15 protein-coding genes are annotated in these 18,350 nt (G+C 65.4%); 1 reads left to right on the top strand and 14 read right to left on the bottom strand.

Features of this window, described 5'->3' with window-relative positions; all coding sequences use genetic code 11:
* Nucleotides 1-5: 5 nt before the first annotated feature.
* From IVA81_RS22520 to IVA81_RS22485, 8 genes are all read right to left on the bottom strand, one after another.
* Entirely contained in the window at nt 6-599 is a 594-nt protein-coding gene (locus IVA81_RS22520; RefSeq protein WP_247322323.1) for a TRAP transporter small permease, read from the bottom strand.
* 10 nt (nt 600-609) lie between these two features.
* The gene (locus IVA81_RS22515) at nt 610-1,611 is read right to left on the bottom strand and encodes a TRAP transporter substrate-binding protein (protein ID WP_247321967.1); all 1,002 of its coding nucleotides are present in this window, start codon (nt 1,609-1,611) and stop codon (nt 610-612) included.
* A gap of 38 nt (nt 1,612-1,649) precedes the next feature.
* Nucleotides 1,650-3,308, bottom strand: a complete 1,659-nt coding sequence (locus tag IVA81_RS22510) for a hydantoinase B/oxoprolinase family protein (protein ID WP_247321963.1) — start codon at nt 3,306-3,308, stop codon at nt 1,650-1,652.
* A gap of 2 nt (nt 3,309-3,310) precedes the next feature.
* Complete coding sequence (locus IVA81_RS22505) at nt 3,311-5,395, bottom strand: hydantoinase/oxoprolinase family protein (protein ID WP_247321960.1); 2,085 nt, start codon at nt 5,393-5,395, stop codon at nt 3,311-3,313.
* A gap of 139 nt (nt 5,396-5,534) precedes the next feature.
* Nucleotides 5,535-6,356, bottom strand: a complete 822-nt coding sequence (locus IVA81_RS22500; protein WP_247321958.1) for an NAD-dependent protein deacetylase — start codon at nt 6,354-6,356, stop codon at nt 5,535-5,537.
* 77 nt (nt 6,357-6,433) lie between these two features.
* Nucleotides 6,434-8,233, bottom strand: coding sequence for a cation:proton antiporter (locus tag IVA81_RS22495; protein WP_247321952.1), 1,800 nt, complete (start codon nt 8,231-8,233; stop codon nt 6,434-6,436).
* A 116-nt stretch (nt 8,234-8,349) separates the two neighbouring features.
* The gene (locus IVA81_RS22490; RefSeq protein ID WP_247321948.1) at nt 8,350-9,186 is read right to left on the bottom strand and encodes an SDR family oxidoreductase; all 837 of its coding nucleotides are present in this window, start codon (nt 9,184-9,186) and stop codon (nt 8,350-8,352) included.
* 73 nt (nt 9,187-9,259) lie between these two features.
* A complete protein-coding gene (locus IVA81_RS22485; RefSeq protein ID WP_247321946.1) occupies nt 9,260-10,579 on the bottom strand; it encodes a solute carrier family 23 protein in 1,320 nt (439 codons plus the stop codon).
* A 141-nt stretch (nt 10,580-10,720) separates the two neighbouring features.
* On the opposite strand from IVA81_RS22485, the gene IVA81_RS22480 reads away from it, so the two are divergent.
* Complete coding sequence (locus tag IVA81_RS22480; protein ID WP_247321943.1) at nt 10,721-12,049, top strand: dicarboxylate/amino acid:cation symporter; 1,329 nt, start codon at nt 10,721-10,723, stop codon at nt 12,047-12,049.
* Between the two features lie 171 nt (nt 12,050-12,220).
* Here the strand turns inward: IVA81_RS22480 and IVA81_RS22475 are convergent, their stop codons facing one another.
* The 6 genes from IVA81_RS22475 to IVA81_RS22450 all read right to left on the bottom strand — a co-directional run bounded on the left by IVA81_RS22475 (nt 12,221) and on the right by IVA81_RS22450 (nt 18,344).
* Nucleotides 12,221-13,828, bottom strand: a complete 1,608-nt coding sequence (locus IVA81_RS22475; protein WP_247321941.1) for an ABC-F family ATP-binding cassette domain-containing protein — start codon at nt 13,826-13,828, stop codon at nt 12,221-12,223.
* 167 nt (nt 13,829-13,995) lie between these two features.
* Complete coding sequence (locus IVA81_RS22470) at nt 13,996-14,343, bottom strand: RidA family protein (protein ID WP_247321939.1); 348 nt, start codon at nt 14,341-14,343, stop codon at nt 13,996-13,998.
* A gap of 15 nt (nt 14,344-14,358) precedes the next feature.
* Nucleotides 14,359-15,480, bottom strand: a complete 1,122-nt coding sequence (locus IVA81_RS22465; RefSeq protein ID WP_247321936.1) for an FAD-dependent oxidoreductase — start codon at nt 15,478-15,480, stop codon at nt 14,359-14,361.
* Nucleotides 15,477-16,895: an NAD(P)/FAD-dependent oxidoreductase gene (locus IVA81_RS22460; protein ID WP_247321935.1), complete on the bottom strand. Its 1,419-nt coding sequence runs from the start codon at nt 16,893-16,895 to the stop codon at nt 15,477-15,479. The genes IVA81_RS22465 and IVA81_RS22460 overlap by 4 nt, the downstream gene beginning before the upstream one ends.
* A complete protein-coding gene (locus IVA81_RS22455; protein WP_247321933.1) occupies nt 16,892-17,188 on the bottom strand; it encodes a (2Fe-2S)-binding protein in 297 nt (98 codons plus the stop codon). Before IVA81_RS22455 ends, IVA81_RS22460 begins: the two co-directional genes overlap by 4 nt.
* Before the next feature lie 19 nt (nt 17,189-17,207).
* A complete protein-coding gene (locus IVA81_RS22450; protein WP_247321930.1) occupies nt 17,208-18,344 on the bottom strand; it encodes an FAD-dependent oxidoreductase in 1,137 nt (378 codons plus the stop codon).
* Nucleotides 18,345-18,350: the final 6 nt, after the last annotated feature.

The following is an 18,350-nucleotide window of genomic DNA, read 5'->3' as shown; positions in this document are numbered from 1 at the left end:
AGCGGTCATTCGACGGGCGAGGCCTTCATGCGGTGATCCTCCAGCGGCAGGCCGAGAACGGCCTGGATCGCGCGCGCCAGGAACTGCAATGTCAGCAACAGCATGCCGAAGGTGACGACGGCTTGTGGAAACCACAGCGGCGTGTCGCTCGAGGTCGAGACCTGGCCGCGCACATAGGCGCCGAAGGCGAACTTCGCCATCGCCGAGCTTAAGAACGCCATGAAGGCGAAGCCCGCCGCCGCCGAGAGTATCTCGAGCGCGCGCTGCACCGGCGCCGGCGCGTTCTTGAGAAGCAGCACGACACGGATGTGCCCGCCGACTCGCAGCGTCATGGCGGCGCCGAAAGTGAAGGACGCCGCCATCAGATAAGAGGAATATTCCCAGGCGATCGAGATGGTCGGCGGGAAGAACGGCAGGAAGTTCGACAGGAAGCGGGTTGCGACCTCGCACAGCATCAGCAGCGTCAGCGCCAGGAGGCAGCCACCGCCGATCCAGCCGTCGAGCCGGCCGAGACGGTCGATGCCGTCGAGCAGGATGCGCAGCGGCGCTGGCGCCGCTGCGTTGAGGCTTTGCGATGCTTCGGGCGAAACGCTCACCACGGCCTTACCCTCAACCACGCTTCATGTCGGCGAGATAAGCCCGCACCGGTTTGTCGGCCGCCGGCACGCGCTTGAGGAAGGCATCTAACTGTGGCCCGGTCTTGGCTCGGATGTCCGTCATCATCGCGCCCGAGACCGGCACCACCTCCATGCCGCCTTCCTTGAGGCGGTTGAGGCTATCTACGTCGGCCTTGAGCGAGTTCGCCCAGAAACCCGGCTCCATCTTCGCGGCGACATCCGCGACGAGCTTCTGCTGATCGGCGCTGATCGCCTTCCAGGAATCGAGATTGACGGTGAGCATCTGCGACGACCAGACGTGGTTGGTCGGGTAGACATATTTCAGGAATTCCCAGAACTTGCCGTCGACGCCCGACACCGACGAGGTGGAGACGCCGGCCACCGCGCCGGACGCCAGCGCGGGAATGGTTTCGCCCCAGGGAATCATCACGGCCGCCATGCCGATCGCATTCAGCATGTCGACCGCATTCTTGTCGGGCACGCGGATCTTGATGTTCTTCAGACCCTCGACGTCGGCGACCTTTGCCTTGAGATGCAGATACTGCGTCGGCCACGGCACGATGTAGAGGATCTTCTGGTTGTTGCGCGCGGCGATCTTCTCGTATTCGGGCCGCACATATTTGTGCAGCACCTTCAACTCGTCTACGGAGCCGCAGAGAAACGGGATGCTCTCGACGCCCATGAAGGGTTCGTCACCGACCTGCTGGATGTTGAGGACGTCGGCGAGCGGCACCAAGCCATCGCGCACGGCGCGCAGATGTTCAGGTCCCTTGAAGCCGAGCTGGCCGCCGGCCTTCACGGTGATGGCGACCGAGCCGCCGCTTTGCTTCTTCACCTCGTCCGCGAAGGCCATCGCGTTCTGGGTGTGGAAATTGCCGTCGGGCCAGACCGTCGACATGTCCCAGTTCGTCGTCGCCGCCTGGGCGCGGGTGGAGATGTGGCCGGCGGCGAGCAGCGTCGCTGCGCCCGCGGTGAAGTTCCGTCGCGTGATCATTGAGCCCCTCCGTTCGCTATGCCCGACGCCGGATGACGTCACCGCGCATATCCATAAACTGCAGCCGCATTGTCGGCAGACACGAGGCCGCTTTCGATGTCGTCTTTGACGGCAGCCCGATCTCGCTCGACTGGCGCACCGATGCCGGCACCGCCGGGCGTCAGCACCACGAGACGGTCATCCGGCGGCACTTCCTGAAAGCCCTTGCCGCGCAGCTTCTTTCCGGACTTCAGGCCGACATAGCCGGCCTCGCCGTTCTTGCCGCCATCGCGGCCGCGCGGCGGATGATCGATGCGGTCGAACGCCGCCAGAATATCGAACGGCGCGTCGACGCCGCTGCCGACCTCGATGATCTGGCCGAGGCCGCCGCGGGTGCGCCCTGCCCCGCCGGAATCCGGACGCAGCTCCTTGCGCCAAAAGATCAAAGGCGTCTGCGTCTCCGCGATCTCGACCGGCGTGCCACGCACGCCGCTGGGATAGGCGGTGGCGGACAGCCCGTCCTTGCCGAAGCGCGCGCCGGTGCCGCCATTGGAGGTCACCGCCATCGAGAATCCGTAATTGCCGCCGACGCCCGAGCGGGTCTGCCCGCGCACGTTGAGATTCCACAGGCACGAGGTGCCCTCCGCCGGCACGCGCTCCGGAATGATCCGGCGCAGGCAGCCGAACACCACGTCAGGCAGCATCTGGCCGATGATGTGGCGCGAGGCGACCGGTGCGGGCTTGGGCGCATTGAGGATCGCGCCTGATGGCGCCGACACCGTCAGCGGCGAGAGCGAGCCGGCATTATTCGGGATCTGCGAGGCAACGACGCAGCCGAGGCCGAACACGGTATAGGCCGTGGTATATGAAAAGGGCACGTTGATGCCGAACTTCGAGGCGGCCGAGGTGCCGTCGAAATCGACGTGAATGCCCGTATCCGAAATCGTCAGCGTCGCGGCCAGCGTCACCGGGGCATCGTAGCCGTCGACCACCATGGTGTTGCGCCAACTGCCCTTCGGCAGCTTTGCGATCTCGGCCAGCACGGCCTCGCGGGAACGGTCGCAGATGTAGTCGCCGAGCTCGTCGAGCGTGTCGATGCCGAACTCGGTCATCATCTCGACCAGGCGCTCGCAGCCGACGTCGTTGCAGCCGGCCAGCGAATAGGTGTCGCCCTCGGTGTCGATGGGCAGCCGCGTGTTGGTGCGGATCATCGCCATCAGCGTCTCGTTGACGACACCCTGGTCGATCAGCTTCAGCATGGGGATGTAGAGCCCTTCCATGAACACGTCGGTGGCATCAGGCCCGAAGCCGATGCCGCCGATGTCCATGAGATGGCTGGTACAGGAGAACAGCGCGACAACCTTGCCGTCCTTGAAGCAGGGCGTGGTGACGACGAAGTCGTTGAGATGGCCAGTGCCCATCCAGGGATCGTTGGTGATGTAGGCATCGCCCTCCTTCATCGTCTCGATCGGAAAATGGGCAATGAAATGCTTGACCGATTCCGCCATCGAGTTGACGTGTCCGGGCGTGCCGGTCACGGCCTGCGCCAGCATCCGTCCCCTGAGGTCGAACACGCCGGCCGAGAGATCGCCGCATTCGCGCACGATCGGGCTGAAGGCGGTGCGGAGCAGCACCTGCGCCTGCTCCTCGACCACGGCGATCAGCCGGTGCCACATGATTTGAAGGTCGATCAGGCTCGCGCCACTTGCCTTGCTCATGATCAGGCCGCCTTTCGTTCCATGACGATGCTGCCGGCACCGTCGATATGGGCGTCAAAACTGGTGGAGACGAAGGTCGAGGTCTCGTCCTCCGCAATGACGGCGGGCCCGGCAATGGTCGCGCCGGGCGCCATGTCCTCGCGGCGATAGAGCGGGATCTCGATCACTTCGCCGGCGCGGCCGTCGAAGAATTTGCGGCTGCCGACAGCCTTGCCGGCGGGCTTACGCGTGACGGCCGCAACGGCGGATGGATTACGCGCCTCCGTCGTAGCGAGCACCGACCAGCTCAGTACCTCGATCGCAGCGCCCGGGATCGGCCGCTCGAACATCGCGGAATAGTCCGCCTCGAATTTCTGGCGCAGGCCGGCAAGATCGGCCGCCGTCAGCCGCCGGTTCGGCAGCTCGACCGAGATCTCATGGCCCTGGCCGACATAGCGCATGAAGGCGGCGCGGCGCTCGCGCACCGGCGCACCGGCCGCGCCAGGTTCGACCAATGCGCGCGCTTCGGTCACCATCTCCTGCAAGAGGTCGGAGACCCCTTCGGTATCAAAATCGTCGAGCCGGACATGACGGCTGCGCACCAGTTCATAGGCGATCGGAGCGGCCAGGAACCCGACGGCCGAGCCGACGCCGGCATTCGAGGGCACGATCACCCGGGACACGCCGATTTTCTCGGCGACGCGCGCCGCATGCAGCGGCGCGGCACCACCGAAGGCGATCAACGTGTGCTGGCCGACAATCTCCCCGCGCTCGACCGCATGGACACGCGCCGCGCTCGCCATGTTCTCGCAGACGACTTCGTGCACGGCATAGGCCGCGGTTTCCGCGGACAGGCCGAGCGGCTCGCCGACGTCGCGCAGCAGCGCCTGCTTCGAAAGCTCAGGATCGAGCTTGATCGTGCCGGCCGCAAACGCATCGGGATCGATCATGCCGAGCGCAACGTCCGCATCCGTCACGGCCGGACGCTGGCCGCCGCGGCCGTAGCAGGCCGGTCCCGGCTCCGAAGAGGCGCTTTCAGGCCCGACGGTGACGCGCTTCATCGCATCGACATGGGCGATCGAGCCGCCGCCGGCGCCGATCTCGACCATCTCGATCACGGGAATGCGCACCGGCAGGCCGGAGCCTTTGAGGAAACGCGCGGCACGATCGACCTCGAACACGCGCGACGTCTCGGGCTGGTACTTCTCGATCAGGCAGATCTTTGCGGTGGTACCGCCCATGTCGAAGGACAGCACCTTGCTTTCGCCGAGCCGGGCCGCGATCTGCGCCGCGAAAATGGCGCCGCCGGCGGGGCCGGATTCGACGAGGCGCACCGGAAAGCGCCGCGCCGTCTCGATTGACGTCACGCCGCCGCCGGAGGTGACGAGGTAGATCGCGCCGCGGAACTGCTCGACCTGCAAGGCGTCGGCCATGCGGGCGAGATAGCCGTCGATCAGGGGTTGCACATAGGCGTTCGCAACCGCCGTCGATGTGCGCTCATACTCGCGAATCTCGGGACATACGGCGGAGGACACGGTCACGGAGATGCCGGGCATCTCCTCGGCGAGAATCGCGGCTGCACGTCGCTCGTGCTCGGGATTGGCGTAGGAGTGCAGGAAGGCGATCGCGACGCTCTCGACGCCCAGCCCACGCAATCTCGGCGCGAGTGCGCGCACCGAAGTTTCGTCAAGCGGGAGGCGGACGACGCCGTGGGCGTCGACACGCTCGGGCACGGTGAAACGCAGGCTGCGCGGCGCCAGCGGCCTGGGCTTGTCGATGCCGAGATCGTACTGGTCGTAACGGCTCTCGGTGCCGATATCGAGCACGTCGCGAAAGCCTTCGGTCGCGATCAGGGCCGTCTTGGCACCGCGGCGCTCGATGATCGCATTGGTCGCCAGCGTCGTGCCGTGAATGAAGACGTCGATGTCGCTGATATGCGCGCGCGCGTCAGTGAGAATGAGGCGCATGCCGTCCAGCACCGCCTGTTCGGGCCGCTGCGGCGTCGTCAGCAGCTTGCGCGTCTTCCGTACCTCGCCCACGTCCAGCACGATGTCGGTGAACGTGCCACCGATATCGACGGCAAGCCGCACCTCGGCTCCCTCAAGCATTCCAAATTCTCCGTGCTGATCGTCAAGACTGGTCCAAAAACGCAGCAATTTCCATGCCATGGACGACGAGGAAACGCCGCGTCCGGCCATTCTGCTTGGCACCTATGCAATAGGCAAGGCGTGTTCGGCGCCGGCGCGATCAGAGCAGGAATGCAAGCGCCGCTTCGCAGCGCTCCTCGACCTTCAGCGTGAGGAGATCGTCGGCGCGGGTGCGGCCGAGATTGACCGCCGCAATCGGAATATTGCGCTGCGCGGCAGCCTGCACGAAGCGGAATCCCGAATAGACCATCAGCGAGGAGCCGACGATGAGCATCGCGTCGGCCTGCGACAGATGGTCCTGCGCGGTAGCGACGATGTCGCGCGGGACGTTCTCGCCGAAGAACACGACGTCGGGCTTGAGGATGCCGCCGCAGGCTTCGCAAGGAGGCACCTGGAAGGACGAAAAATCCTCGTGCTCCAGATCGGCGTCGCCATCCGGCGCATCGGCAGCATCGAGCGTCAACCACGCCGCATTCGCGCGACCCAGCGCCTGCTGAAATTCCTCGCGCGGCATCTTCGCCCCGCAGCCCATGCAGCGGACCAGGTCGAGCCGGCCATGCAGGTCGATCACCTGCCGATGGCCGGCGGATTGATGCAGCCGGTCGACGTTCTGGGTCAGCAGCATCCCGCAGCGCCCGCTCGCCTCGAGCCGGGCCAGCGCGTGATGCGCATCGTTCGGCCTCGCCTGGCCGAACCGCCGCCAGCCGATCAGGCTGCGCGCCCAATAGCGCCGGCGCGTCTGCTCGTCCGACATGAAGGCCTGAAAATTGACCGGCTGGGTCCGCTTCCAGTTGCCATGATTGTCGCGATAATCGGGAATGCCCGAATTGGTGCTGCAGCCGGCGCCGGTCAGCACGAACAGCCGTTCGTGGCGGCCGATGAAATCCTGGAGCGGAGGGTTTGCCAGCGGAGCATTGGTCATGGCGCATGATGTAGTTCGCGCGGGCGGGTTTTGCCAGATCATGGCAGTCCGCGGCGCGCAGCGGCCCGGCTAGGCGGCTATCGCGGGGACCGGCGCCCTGTCAGATCGAGCGAACGAGCTTTCTCTTGTCCTGCAATGCGGGCGGCTTGCTGCAGCGTCAGCCGGAATTCGTCCCGCTTCTCGTGCACCGAGGCGATCGCATGCCCGACCGCAACCCCGAGGCCGACCAATGCGGCTTCGGAAAGCTGCAGACTTGCCTCGATGGTTTCGGGCACCGCATCGGTTGCGCCGATCGCATAGAGGTGGCGGGCATGATCGGCGTCCCGCGCACGTGAAACGATCAGCACATCCGGCCGCACCGCGCGGATCCGCTCGACGACAGCATCAATCGCCGGCCGCGACTGGATGGTGATGATCACACCGGTCGTCTGCATCAGGCCGCAGGCTTCGAGGAAACCCGGTTCTGTCGCATCACCAAAATAGACCTTGTGACCGTCGCGGCGGTCGCGTGCCACAGCGACGGCCTCATGATCGACCGCGATGTAATTCAGGCCGTGGCTGGTCAGCAGCGAGCAGACGACCTTTCCGACGCGGCCGTAGCCGACCACGATGGCTTGTGCCTGGTCGCCAGGCGGGCGAACCGCCAGTTCGGGATCTGGCGTGCGCTCGCTGCCAAGCTTGGCGCCCAGCCGTCGTCCGAGCATGTTCAAGAACGGTGTCAACGCCATCGTCACGGCCGTGATGGCGATGGCAAAGCTCGACACGCGAGGCTCGATCAGGCCGCCGGCCGCCGCCATTCCGATGCTGACGAAAGCGAATTCGCCGACAGGGCCCAGCAGGAAGCCGCTCTCGATCGCCGCCGGCCACGAGAGCCTGAAAATGCGGCCCAGGACGATGACCACGATCGCCTTGACGGCGAGAATGCCAATAACGGCGGCGAGCAGCCAACCAGGCTCGCGCATGAACACGCGGAAGTCGATGGCCATGCCGACGGTGAAGAAGAAGATGCCGAGCAGCAGGCCCTTGAACGGCTCGACGGTGGCCTCAATGGCCTTGCCATACTCCGTTTCCGCCAGCATCAGTCCTGCAACGAATGCTCCAAGCGCCATCGACAGGCCGGCTTGGTGCGCGGCCAGGCCCGCGCCGACAATGACGAACAAGGTCGCGGCGACGAACAACTCCGTCGAATGGGTGCCTGCAACCATCTGGAAGAGCGGACGCATCAGGAGCCGTCCGAGCAGAATGAGGACAGCGACCGCCAGCGCGGCTTTAAGCATCGCACTGGAGATGTGCGTCAGGACGGAGCCATCACTCCCCGCGCCGAGCACCGAGACGAAAACCAGAATGGGAACCACTGCAAGGTCCTGGGCCAGCAGCACCGAGAAGCTGGCGCGCCCGGTCGTGGTCGCAAGCCGCCTCTCGCTGGACAGGAGCTCGAGCACGATCGCTGTCGAGGACAGCGCAAGGCTGGCGCCAAGGATGACGGCCGTGTCGGAGCTCTGCCCGGAGAGGAGCGCCACACCGAAAATCATCGCGGACGTCATCAGCACCTGCAGGCCGCCAAGCCCGAACACCAGGCGTCGCATCGTGACGAGCCTTCGGAAAGACAGCTCGAGCCCGATCAGGAAGAGCAGGAACACGATACCGAGATTTGCGATCCCCTCGACGTTCTCTGCGTCCGCCACCGTGAACCAGTACAGGAGCGGGAGGTCCTTTACGAGCGAGCCAAGCCCGAGCGGACCCAGGATGGCGCCAGCACCGAGATAGCCCAGCACGGGATTGATGCCCCAATGGCGGACAATCGGCACCACGACGCCGGCAGTGCCGAGGACCACCAGCGCGTCACTGTAGGCATTGATGTTGATGGTTGTGGTCACGAGCCCTTCATGTGTCGGCGCTTGCCAATAGCGGCAGCGTCGTCCACGGTCGATAGCACACGGCGCCGCAGACCCCTACACGGCCCGACCGCCACCCCCACAGCCCCAAACTGAAGTCAGCTCGCCCAGTTGTCCCGAAACTCGGGGAATAACGTCAGACCTCCGCAGGCGTAGAGGGTCTGCCCGGTGATGTAGCTCGCATCGTCGGAGGCGAGGAAGGCGAACACGGCGGCGATCTCTTCCGGCGTGCCGACGCGCCCCATGGGAATGTGGCCGGTGACGACGCCGCGTTTCTGGGGATCGCCGGTCCAGGCCGCGTTGATCGGCGTGTCGATCGCGCCCGGGCCGACCGCATTCACGCGAATGCCACGGCCGGCGAACTCCAGCGCCAGCGTGCGCGTCAAATTGGCCATGCCGCCCTTGCTGATCGAGTAAGCGAGATAGCCGGGCTTTGGAACGATCTGATGGACGCTGGAGCAGTTGACGATGCTGCCGCCTCCGCCGCGCGCGACGAAATGGGCGAGCGCCTTCTGCGCGCAGAGCACAGCACCGTTGAGATTGACGTCGATGATGCGGCGATAGGTTTCGATGTCGAGCGCTTCGCTGGGGGACTCCCGCTGGAAGCCGGCATTGTTGACGAGACAGTCGAGGCGCTTCCAGCGCGAAAGGATCGTCTCGAACATCGCCGCGACGTCCTGTTCGCTGCCGACATCGGCCTTGACGATGATGTGATCGAGCCTGCCATGGCCGCGATCGCCCGATGCCGTCCGCGCGAGCGCAAGCGTCTCCTCGGCCCTTTCAGGATGATCGAAATAATTGATGGCAACGGCCGCGCCTTCCTGGGCGAGCCGGACGGCGACGGCGCGACCGATGCCTTGTGAGGCGCCGGTCACCAGTGCGTATTGGCCGACAAGGCGCGAGGGAAACGAAGTCGAGCGATCTGGTTGCGGCATGGGTTCTCTCCGGAATGCCTCATCATCGGCGGAAGGCGCTTTTTGTTCCATCTCCTCAGCGCATCGCTGGGATTCACTCCGCACGTCTCGCCAGCGGCGAGGTCAGGATCTGATACAAGATGATGGCGCCAAAGGTTGCGGTGCCGATCCCGCCAATCGTGAATGCGCCGAATTTGAGCGTCAGGTCGCCCGCGCCCGCGGTCAACGCCACGGCGGCGGTGATCAGGTTTGCAGGATTTGCAAAGTCGACCTTATTCTCGACCCAGATCCGGCCCGCCATCGCCGCGATCAATCCGAACAGAACGATCGAGAGGCCGCCGATGACGGGACCGGGAATCGACAGGATCAGCGCGCCGAATTTCGGCGAAAAGCCGAGCAGGATCGATACCGTGGCCGCGAAGGCAAACAACAAGGTGGAATAGACCTTCGTCGCCGCCATGACGCCGATATTCTCGGCATAGGTGGTGACGCCGGTGCCGCCGCCGCAGGCCGCCACGATGGTCGCGAGGCTGTCGGCGAACAGGGCGCGACCGAGATAGGCATCGAGGCTCCGGCCCGTCATGGCGCCGACAGCCTTGATGTGCCCGAGGTTCTCGGCGACGAGGATGACCGCAACCGGCGCGATCAGGAAGATTGCGTCGGCCTGGAACGTCGGCGTGGTGAAGCTCGGCAGCCCGAACCACGGCGCGGCCGAGAGTTGCGCGAAGTCGATCGGCTTGCCGAAGCCGAGCCCGTTCGCGAACAGCAAATACAAAAGATATCCGCCGATTGCGCCAAGGATGATCGGCAGCCTGCGCCACAGGCCCGGAGCGGCCACGGCAACCACGCCGATGATCAGAACGGTCGCGAGCCCGATTCCCGTGTCGAAGGTGCTGGCGCTCACCGCCTTGACCGCCACGGGCGCGAGGTTGAGGCCGATCGCGGCGACCACAGCGCCGGTGACGGCCGGCGGCAGCAGCCTCTCGACCCAGCCGACCCCTGACCACATCACGATCAGCGCGATCACGCCGTACAGCACCCCGGCGCCGACGATGCCGCCGAGCGCAACCGACAAATTCGGGTTCGGGCCCTGCCCGGCATAGCCGGTGGCGGCAATGACGACGGCGATGAACGCGAAGCTCGAGCCGAGATAGCTCGGCACGCGCCCGGCGACGATGACGAAGAAGATCAGCGTGCCGATGCCGGAGAACAGGACCGCAACATTGGGATCGAACCCCATCAGCAGCGGCGCGATGATCGTTGAGCCCGACATCGCGACGCAATGCTGGAAGCCGGACACCGCGGTCTGGCCCCATGACAGCCGCTCCTCGGGCATGATCACGCCCGAGGTCTTGAGCTTCCAGCGCGGAAAATAGCCTTGCGTCTGCCGGTCGGAGTCCGTTGCGGTCGCCATGTTCCCCCCAATTGCGGTGCAGCGATCGATCTTCGTGCGATCCGACAAAAATGTGATTGTCACTTCTGCGGCGGCCATCACATGGTGCAGGTCAAGCAGGATCCAAATCCTGCAAGATCAATGCGTTCCGGGGCTCACTCTATGACACAAGTCGCGATCCAGCCAGCCGTCCTCCGCCGGCACAAGCCCTGGTACAAGATCCTCTACGTCCAGGTCCTGATCGCGATCGCGCTCGGCGTGCTGATCGGCTACCTCTATCCCGATCTCGGCAAGGCCTTGAAGCCGCTCGGCGACGGCTTCATCGCGCTGATCAAGATGATGATCGCGCCGGTGATCTTCTGCACCGTGGTGCACGGCATCTCCTCGATGGGCGATCTCAAGCGCGTCGGCCGGGTCGGGCTGAAGTCGCTGGTCTATTTCGAAACGGTCTCGACCGTTGCGCTCGCCGTCGGCCTGCTCGTCGGCGAGGTTCTGCAGCCCGGACACGGCTTCAACATCGATCCCGCCACGATCGATCCGAAATCAGTGGCGACCTACGTCACCAAGGCCAAGGAAGAAGGCATCGTCGCTCATCTGATGGCGATCATCCCCGACAGCTATCTGGGCGCCATCGCGCGCGGCGATTTGCTCCAGGTACTGTTGATCTCGATCCTCTCGGGCTTCGCCATCGCCTTCCTCGGCAAGGCCGGCGAACCCATTGCGGACGCGATCGACAAGGCGGCGAAGATGTTCTTCGGCATCATCCGCATCATCGTGCGCGTGGCCCCGATCGGCGCTTTCGGCGCGATGGCGTTCACGGTCGGCGCCTACGGTCTCGGCTCGCTGCTCAACCTCGCGGCCCTGATCGGCACGTTCTACCTGACCAGCATGCTGTTCGTGCTGATCGTGCTCGGCGCGATCGCCCGGCTCGCCGGCTTCTCGATCCTGCGCTTCATCGCCTACATCAAGGACGAGCTGCTGATCGTGCTCGGCACCTCATCCTCCGAGACTGTTCTGCCGCAAATGATCCAGAAGATGGAGCATCTCGGCGCCTCGCGGTCGGTGGTCGGCCTCGTGATCCCGACCGGCTACAGCTTCAACCTCGACGGCACCAACATCTACATGACGCTGGCGACGCTGTTTTTGGCGCAGGCGACCAATACGCATCTGACGATCTGGCAGGAGCTCGGCATCCTCGGCATCGCGATGATCACCTCGAAAGGCGCCTCGGGCGTCACCGGTGCCGGCTTCATCACGCTCGCCGCGACGCTCTCGATCGTGCCTGACATCCCGATCCAGTCGATCGCCATCCTGGTCGGCATCGACAAGTTCATGAGCGAATGCCGCGCCCTGACCAATCTGATCGGCAACGGCGTCGCCTGCGTCGTCATCAGCATTTCCGAAGGCGAGCTCGATCGCGACGCCCTGCACGAGACCATGGCCCATCCGCTGGAGATCGGCGAAGCGCTGGAGCCGGGCGGTGGTGCATAGCCCCACGCCCGGTCTGATGCGGTAGTTTCCCGGAGTAGCAAATTGATGCGACACGAGTCACAACAATGGCGTTGGGATCACGGATTGATACTCATTTTTTCCACCCGACGCGCTGGGGGCAGGGCGTCGGGTTTTTGATAATCACTGCTATATCCGGACCGCCAGGCGGGATCAGATGATCCCGCCGTGCAGCACCTTGGTGGCGACATCGATCCGCCGCCCAATCCCGATCGCCTGCAAGAACGTTTCGTCGTGGCTAACGATGAGCAGCGCGCCGTCATAGGCTCTCAAGCCAGCTTCAACGGCTTCGATGGCCTCGATGTCGAGATGATTGGTCGGCTCGTCCAGGATCAGCAGGGACGGCGGCCTCGTCCCGCCCAGCACGCAGGCAAGGCCCGCACGAAACATTTGCCCGCCGCTCAGACTGCCGACGACCTGCAAGGCAGCACCGGCGCGAAACATGAACCGGGCCAGCGCGGCATGGCACGCATTTGCGCCCGCCGCTGGATTGAGACGGCCGAAGTTTTCCAGGATCGAGAGCGCGGGATCGAGCAGGCTGATTCTCTGGTCGAACAGCGCGAAGTCGGGCCTGACCCGGACAGTGCCCGAGAAGGGGCGCAACTCGCCGGCAATGAGTTTCAGCAGCGTCGTCTTGCCCGAGCCGTTGGGCCCGACTAAGGCGACGCGCTCCGGACCGACGATCGTGAACGACAGATCACGCAAGACCGGTTGCTCCGGCCGATAGCCGGCGGTGACGCCGTCGAGCCAAGCCACCTCCCTACCCGCCGGCAGACCAGTCGCGGGCAGTTTCACCGACAGCGGCTGAAGAACTTCGATGCGGCGACGTGCCGTGTCGGCAGCTTCCAGCGCTTCGGCGCGCCGCCGCTCGGCGATTTGCGCAAGCTTGCCGCCAGTATCCTCGCTGCGGTCCTTGCGCGCGCCGGCCAGGATGCGCGGCATGTCGCCTTTCGCCCGTTTCTTCTTCCCGCCGCTGTCCTTGCGATCTTTCCGCTCGGCGGTCGCCTGCGCCTTGCCATCGATCTCGCACAGGCGTCTCTCGGCATGCGCCAGATCGTGCCTGACGGCCGCGAGCTCGACGGCCTTCTGCTCGCGGTAGCGGCTGAAATTGCCGCCGTATCGTGTTGCGCCCAGCGATGTCAGTTCGACGATCGTATCCATGGTTTCGAGCAAGTTCCGATCGTGGCTGACGACGATCGCGCCGCCGCGCCAGGCGGCGAGGAGATCGGTCACCGCCTTGCGTCCCTCCCGGTCGAGATTGTTGGTGGGCTCGTCCAGCAGCAGGAAGTCGGGCTGGGCGAAGACCAGTGCGGCGAGGCGCACCCGCGTGATCTGGCCTCCGGACAGGCGTGAGAGCTGCGTCTCAGGAGAGGGATCGAAACCGAGGCGCGCCAGCGCGGTTTGAAGCCGCGCTTCGAGTGTCCAGTCGATTGTGGCGATGTCGTCGGCCGAGACCTCCCCCCGCTCCGCACGGCGCATCAGCTCCAATGCCTGCCGCTCATCGAACAGATCAGCTACCGTCGCGTCCGGAGGCGGTCGAACGTCCTGGCGCAGCAGGCCGATGGTGCCGTTGATCTGAACACGTCCGGACCGGGGAACATGCTCCCTCAAAATTGACGCAAGCAGCGTCGTCTTTCCGACGCCGTTATGGCCGACGAGACCAGTGCGCTCGGCAGCGAATGTCAGATCGATGCTGGAAAGAAGAGGACGGCCGTCAGGCGTGGACAGCGACAGGTTCGACAGGATGATTGAAGCAGGCATGGAATTCCCCGTGAGCAAGGCGGATGGGCGTTGCGGTGGGGGTAAAATCCATGGCTGCGAAGTTCCTGATTGCGAGCCCTCTAACTAGTCCTGCAGAAGCGCAAGATCAAGCCACGGTTCGAGGGAACGACAGCGCGAGGAAAGCGCTGTCGTTCGATAGCCTGCGTTCAGCCCTTCACGGCGGTGACCACGACCTCGATCAGCGCGCCGCCGCCGAGATCGGCGACGCCGACTGTGGCGCGGGTCGGCAGATTGTCACCGAAGAACTCGGTCCAGGCCGCGTCCATCTCCTTCTTCTTGGAGAGGTCAGTGACGAAGATCGAAGCGCTGACGACGCGCGACTTGTCGGTTCCCGCTTCCTTCAGATAGCCGGCGATCTTACCGAGGATGTTGCGGGTCTGGTCGCCCATCGAGACCGAGGTGTCGTCGGCGATGGTGCCACCGAGGAAGACGAAGCCGCCTGCTTCGACGGCGCGGTGCATGATCGGCGTGCGGATGCTGCGGGTGATGCTCATGATGTCCTCTTGTTACTAGAGCGTCGTGGGATGGAAGCGGTCGATGCCGAGATCACCGATACGGGTCTGGGTGCCGCCGTTGACGATCAGCTCGGCCATGACAGCGCCGGCGCCGGGGCCGAGCTGGAAGCCGTGCAGCGAAAAACCGAACTGGTGATAGAGTCCCTTGTGGCGGCTGCTCGGACCGAACACGGGGATATCGTCCTTCATCTTCGCCTCGATGCCGGCCCAGGCGCGGACGATGGTGGCGCTGCGCATCACCGGGAACAACTCGAACACGGTGCATGCGCTGGTCGCGAGACTCTTCCAGTCCAGCACCGTCTCGTTGCGATCCTGGTACGGCGTTGCCAGATGGCCGCCGCCGATCAGCACGGTGCCGTTGGAGAATTGCTTGAAGGAGAGTTTGCGGCCGCGCAGGATCACGACGGGATCGATGAAGTGCGGTACGCGCGAGGTAATCATCAACATCGGCGCCACGGTCTCGACCGGCACGGGCTCGCCGAGCGCGGCTGCGATCTTGCCGGCCCAGGCGCCGGCGGCGTTGACCAGCACCGGCGCGGCGAAGGTTTCAGTGCCGACGTCGATATGCCAGAGGCCGTCGCTGTGCCGGATGTTGGTGGCTGCCACGCCCTCGCGCACGATGGCGCCGAGTTGCCCGGCCTTGCGACGGAACGCCGTCGTTGTCTGCGCCGGGTTGGCCGCACCGTCGCGGCGCGAGACCACGCCGCCGGGGCAGGATTCGGCGACCGCCGGCACGAGGCGCCGCAATTCAGCTGCATCGATCAGCTCTTCATGGGTGAAGCCGAGTGCATTGAGCTCAGCGACACGCGCGCGGCAGACCGCGAGCTCCTCATCGTTCTCCGCAACCAACACCTGGCCGTAGCTCTCAAAACTGCAATCGTCGTCGAGGAGATCTGAAATCTTCTCCCAGATTCCCATCGAGCGGATCGAGAGCGGGATCTCCGGGATGTGCCGCGCGAGTTGACGGACGCCGCCGGCGTTGACGCCCGAGGCGTGGCGGCCGGCATAGTCCTTCTCGATCAGCACCGGCTTCAGGCCGGCAAGGCACAAATGCAGCGCAGTCGAGCATCCGTGGATGCCGCCGCCGACGACGATCGCATCCACGTTTTTGGTCATCCGCGCACCACCGCCTTGACGTCGGCTTCGGTCTTCGGAACGGCGGCGAGCTCGGCGAGCGTGATCGGCTTCACCGGCGCGCGCAGCCGGTAATAGCCGATCTCCTGCGGAGTCTTGCCGCGCGCCTGCGCCATCAGCTCGGTGACGGTGAGGCCGCAGAGCCGGCCCTGGCACGGCCCCATGCCGGTGCGGCGATAGGCCTTGAGCTGGTTCGGCCCGGTCGCACCGATCGCGACGGAGTCGAGCACGTCCTTTGCCGTCACCTCTTCGCAGCGGCAGACGATGGTATCACCCGAGGGGATGCGGAACTGCGGCGCCGGGCGGAACAGCGTGTCGAGGAAGACGCGGCCGCGTTCAGCCTTGGCGAGATCGGAACGAAGCGTTGCCATCGGTGCGAGCTTTGCGGCCGTCGCGGGCGCCAGCGCTTCCACCGCCGCGCGCGCCGCGATCCGACCGCGGACCACGGCGGCCGTCGCGCCGCCAATGCCCGCGCCGTCGCCTGCGATGGCGATGCCGGGAACGGTCGAATTGCCGCTCGCATCGAGCACGGGCGACCAGCAGAGCTGCAGGTCGTCCCAGCGATGCTCGACGTCTGCCGCCATCGCCAGATTGACATTGGGCACGACGCCCTGATGCAGCAGCAGCAGATCGGCAGGAATGGTCTCACGTTTGCCGCCCGCGACATAGCTCACGCTCGCGAGCTGGCCGTCACCGGACGCCGAGAGGTCAGTGACGCCGGAGACGACCTGCACCTTGGTCTTCACCTCGCGCATCATTGCAAGGCCCTTGGCGAAATAGGGCGAGGTCAGGAAAGCGAAGGCGTGCGGGAGCGCTGCGAAGTAATTGCCGCGCTCGGTGGTGTCGAGGATGCGGTCGATGCGGCCGCCGAGGCGCAGGATTTGCGCGGCAAGCAGCCAGAGCAGCGGCCCCTGCCCTGCGATCACCGTGCGTCCGTCGGGCACCAGCGCCGACGATTTCAGCATCGTCTGCGCCGCACCCGCGGTCATCACGCCCGGCAGCGTCCAGCCGGGAATCGGAAACGGCCGCTCCAGCGCGCCGGTCGCAAGGATCACGCGCTTCGCCTTGACGAAGGCGGACGCGCCGCCGATCGAGACGGCGATGTCGAGATTGCGGTCGAGGCTCCATACAGTGGCACGATGAATGACCTCGGCGCTGCTCGCACGCAACGCCTGCACGAGCTCGGCACCGGCCCAATAGTCCGCGCCGAGCTGATTGCGCTCGGTCACCGGCGTGGACGAGATGGCGCGGAACACCTGTCCGCCCGGGCCGATATTCTCGTCGAGCAGCAGCGTCGACAGGCCGGCTTCGGCGGAGGTCGCGGCGGCGGCAAGGCCAGCGGGCCCCGCGCCGATCACCACGACGTCATAGGCTTCGCGCTTGGGAGCCATGGTCATCTTCCGATCTCCCGCTTGCCCTTCTGGATCTCGATTTGCATCCCCTCGGCGACGGGCACAAGGCAGCCCTGGCGGTTGCCGACGCCGTCGATGGTGACGAGGCAATCGAAGCACACGCCCATCATGCAGTAGGGCAGACGCGGCGCGCCGCTCACCGCGGTGGAACGACGCGCGTCGCAGCTGGATGCCAGCAGCGCCGCAGAGACGGTGTCGCCCTGGCGCGCCGCGACGGCAACGCCGTCGACGAAGATTTGCACTGGTGGCCGTTTGTCCTGTTCGGATCGTTTGAACATCCTGGCTTCCTCAATATCTCTAGTAGCCGCTGTCGTTCGCAGCGCCCGCGCCGCCGAAGCGGCTCGCCGAGAACGCGCCGACCAGCTCCGGCTCGAGCGCGCCCTCTGCCACCATGCGCGCGATCTCGAAGGCGTGGTTGGAGGCGAGCGTCACGCCGGAATGGCAGCAGGCGACGAAGGCGCCGGGATGCGTCTCCGACTGGTCGTAGATCGGAAAGCCGTCCTGCGGCATCACGCGGATGCCGGCCCAGCTCCTGACCACGTTGAGCCGCGACAGATGCGGGAACATGCGCTGCGCGCGATCGGTCATCACGGCGCTGATGGAGTGCTTCAGCGCGCGATCGTCGAGTTCGTCTTCCTTGCTGTCGCCGATCATCACCGTACCCTCGTCGGTCTGGCGGATCGTGGTCAGCGGATGCGGCAGGAACGGCATGGTGCGCTCGGTCACCACGATCTGACCGCGGGTCGGGCCCATCGGCGCGTAGAGGCCGACCATCGGCGCGAGCGTCTGGTTGGCATTGCCGGCGGCGAGCACGATTTTTGCGGCGCGCAACTCGCCCTTCGGCGTGGTCAGGCGGAATTCGCCGCTGCTCTTGCTGATCGCCGAGACCGGGCGCTCCGGAAGATAGTCGATGCCGAACGCCCTGAAGCCGGTGTGGAACGCGCGGAACGTGCGCAGCGAATTGACATGGCCGTCGAGCGGGCAATAGCTGCCGCCGGACACTTCGGGACCAATCAGCGGCAGCGACTTCTTCACTTCGGATGCGGAGAGCATCTCCATCCTGTAGTCGGCCGCACCGGTCTGGTTGTGCATGCGCGTGACGAGTTCGGTGCGCTGGCCGAATTCGTCCTCGCCGAGCGTGAGATGGAAGCCGCCGTTCTGCTGGAGCGAGACGTCGAGGCCGGTCTGCTGCTTCAGCTCGGAGGCAAGCCGGCCCCACGCCTGCGACGCCTGCACGGTCCAGACCGTATAGGCGGGCATGCCGAGGCCCTTGCTTTGCACCCAGACCAGCGCAAAGTTTGCGCGCGAGGCGCGCTTGGTGATGTCGCCCTCGTCGAGCACGGCCACTTTCTTGCCGAGCCGGCCAAGGCCCCACGCGATGGCGGAGCCGAGCAATCCGCCGCCGACCACGGCGACGTCGTATTCCCCAGACATGAGTTC

Origin of the sequence: Bradyrhizobium sp. 141, from assembly GCF_023074055.1 — a bacterium.
Classification (GTDB): Bacteria; Pseudomonadota; Alphaproteobacteria; order Rhizobiales; family Xanthobacteraceae; genus Bradyrhizobium.
Note: the sequence above shows the minus strand (reverse complement) of the source record. Positions and strands in the feature narration are given on the sequence as shown.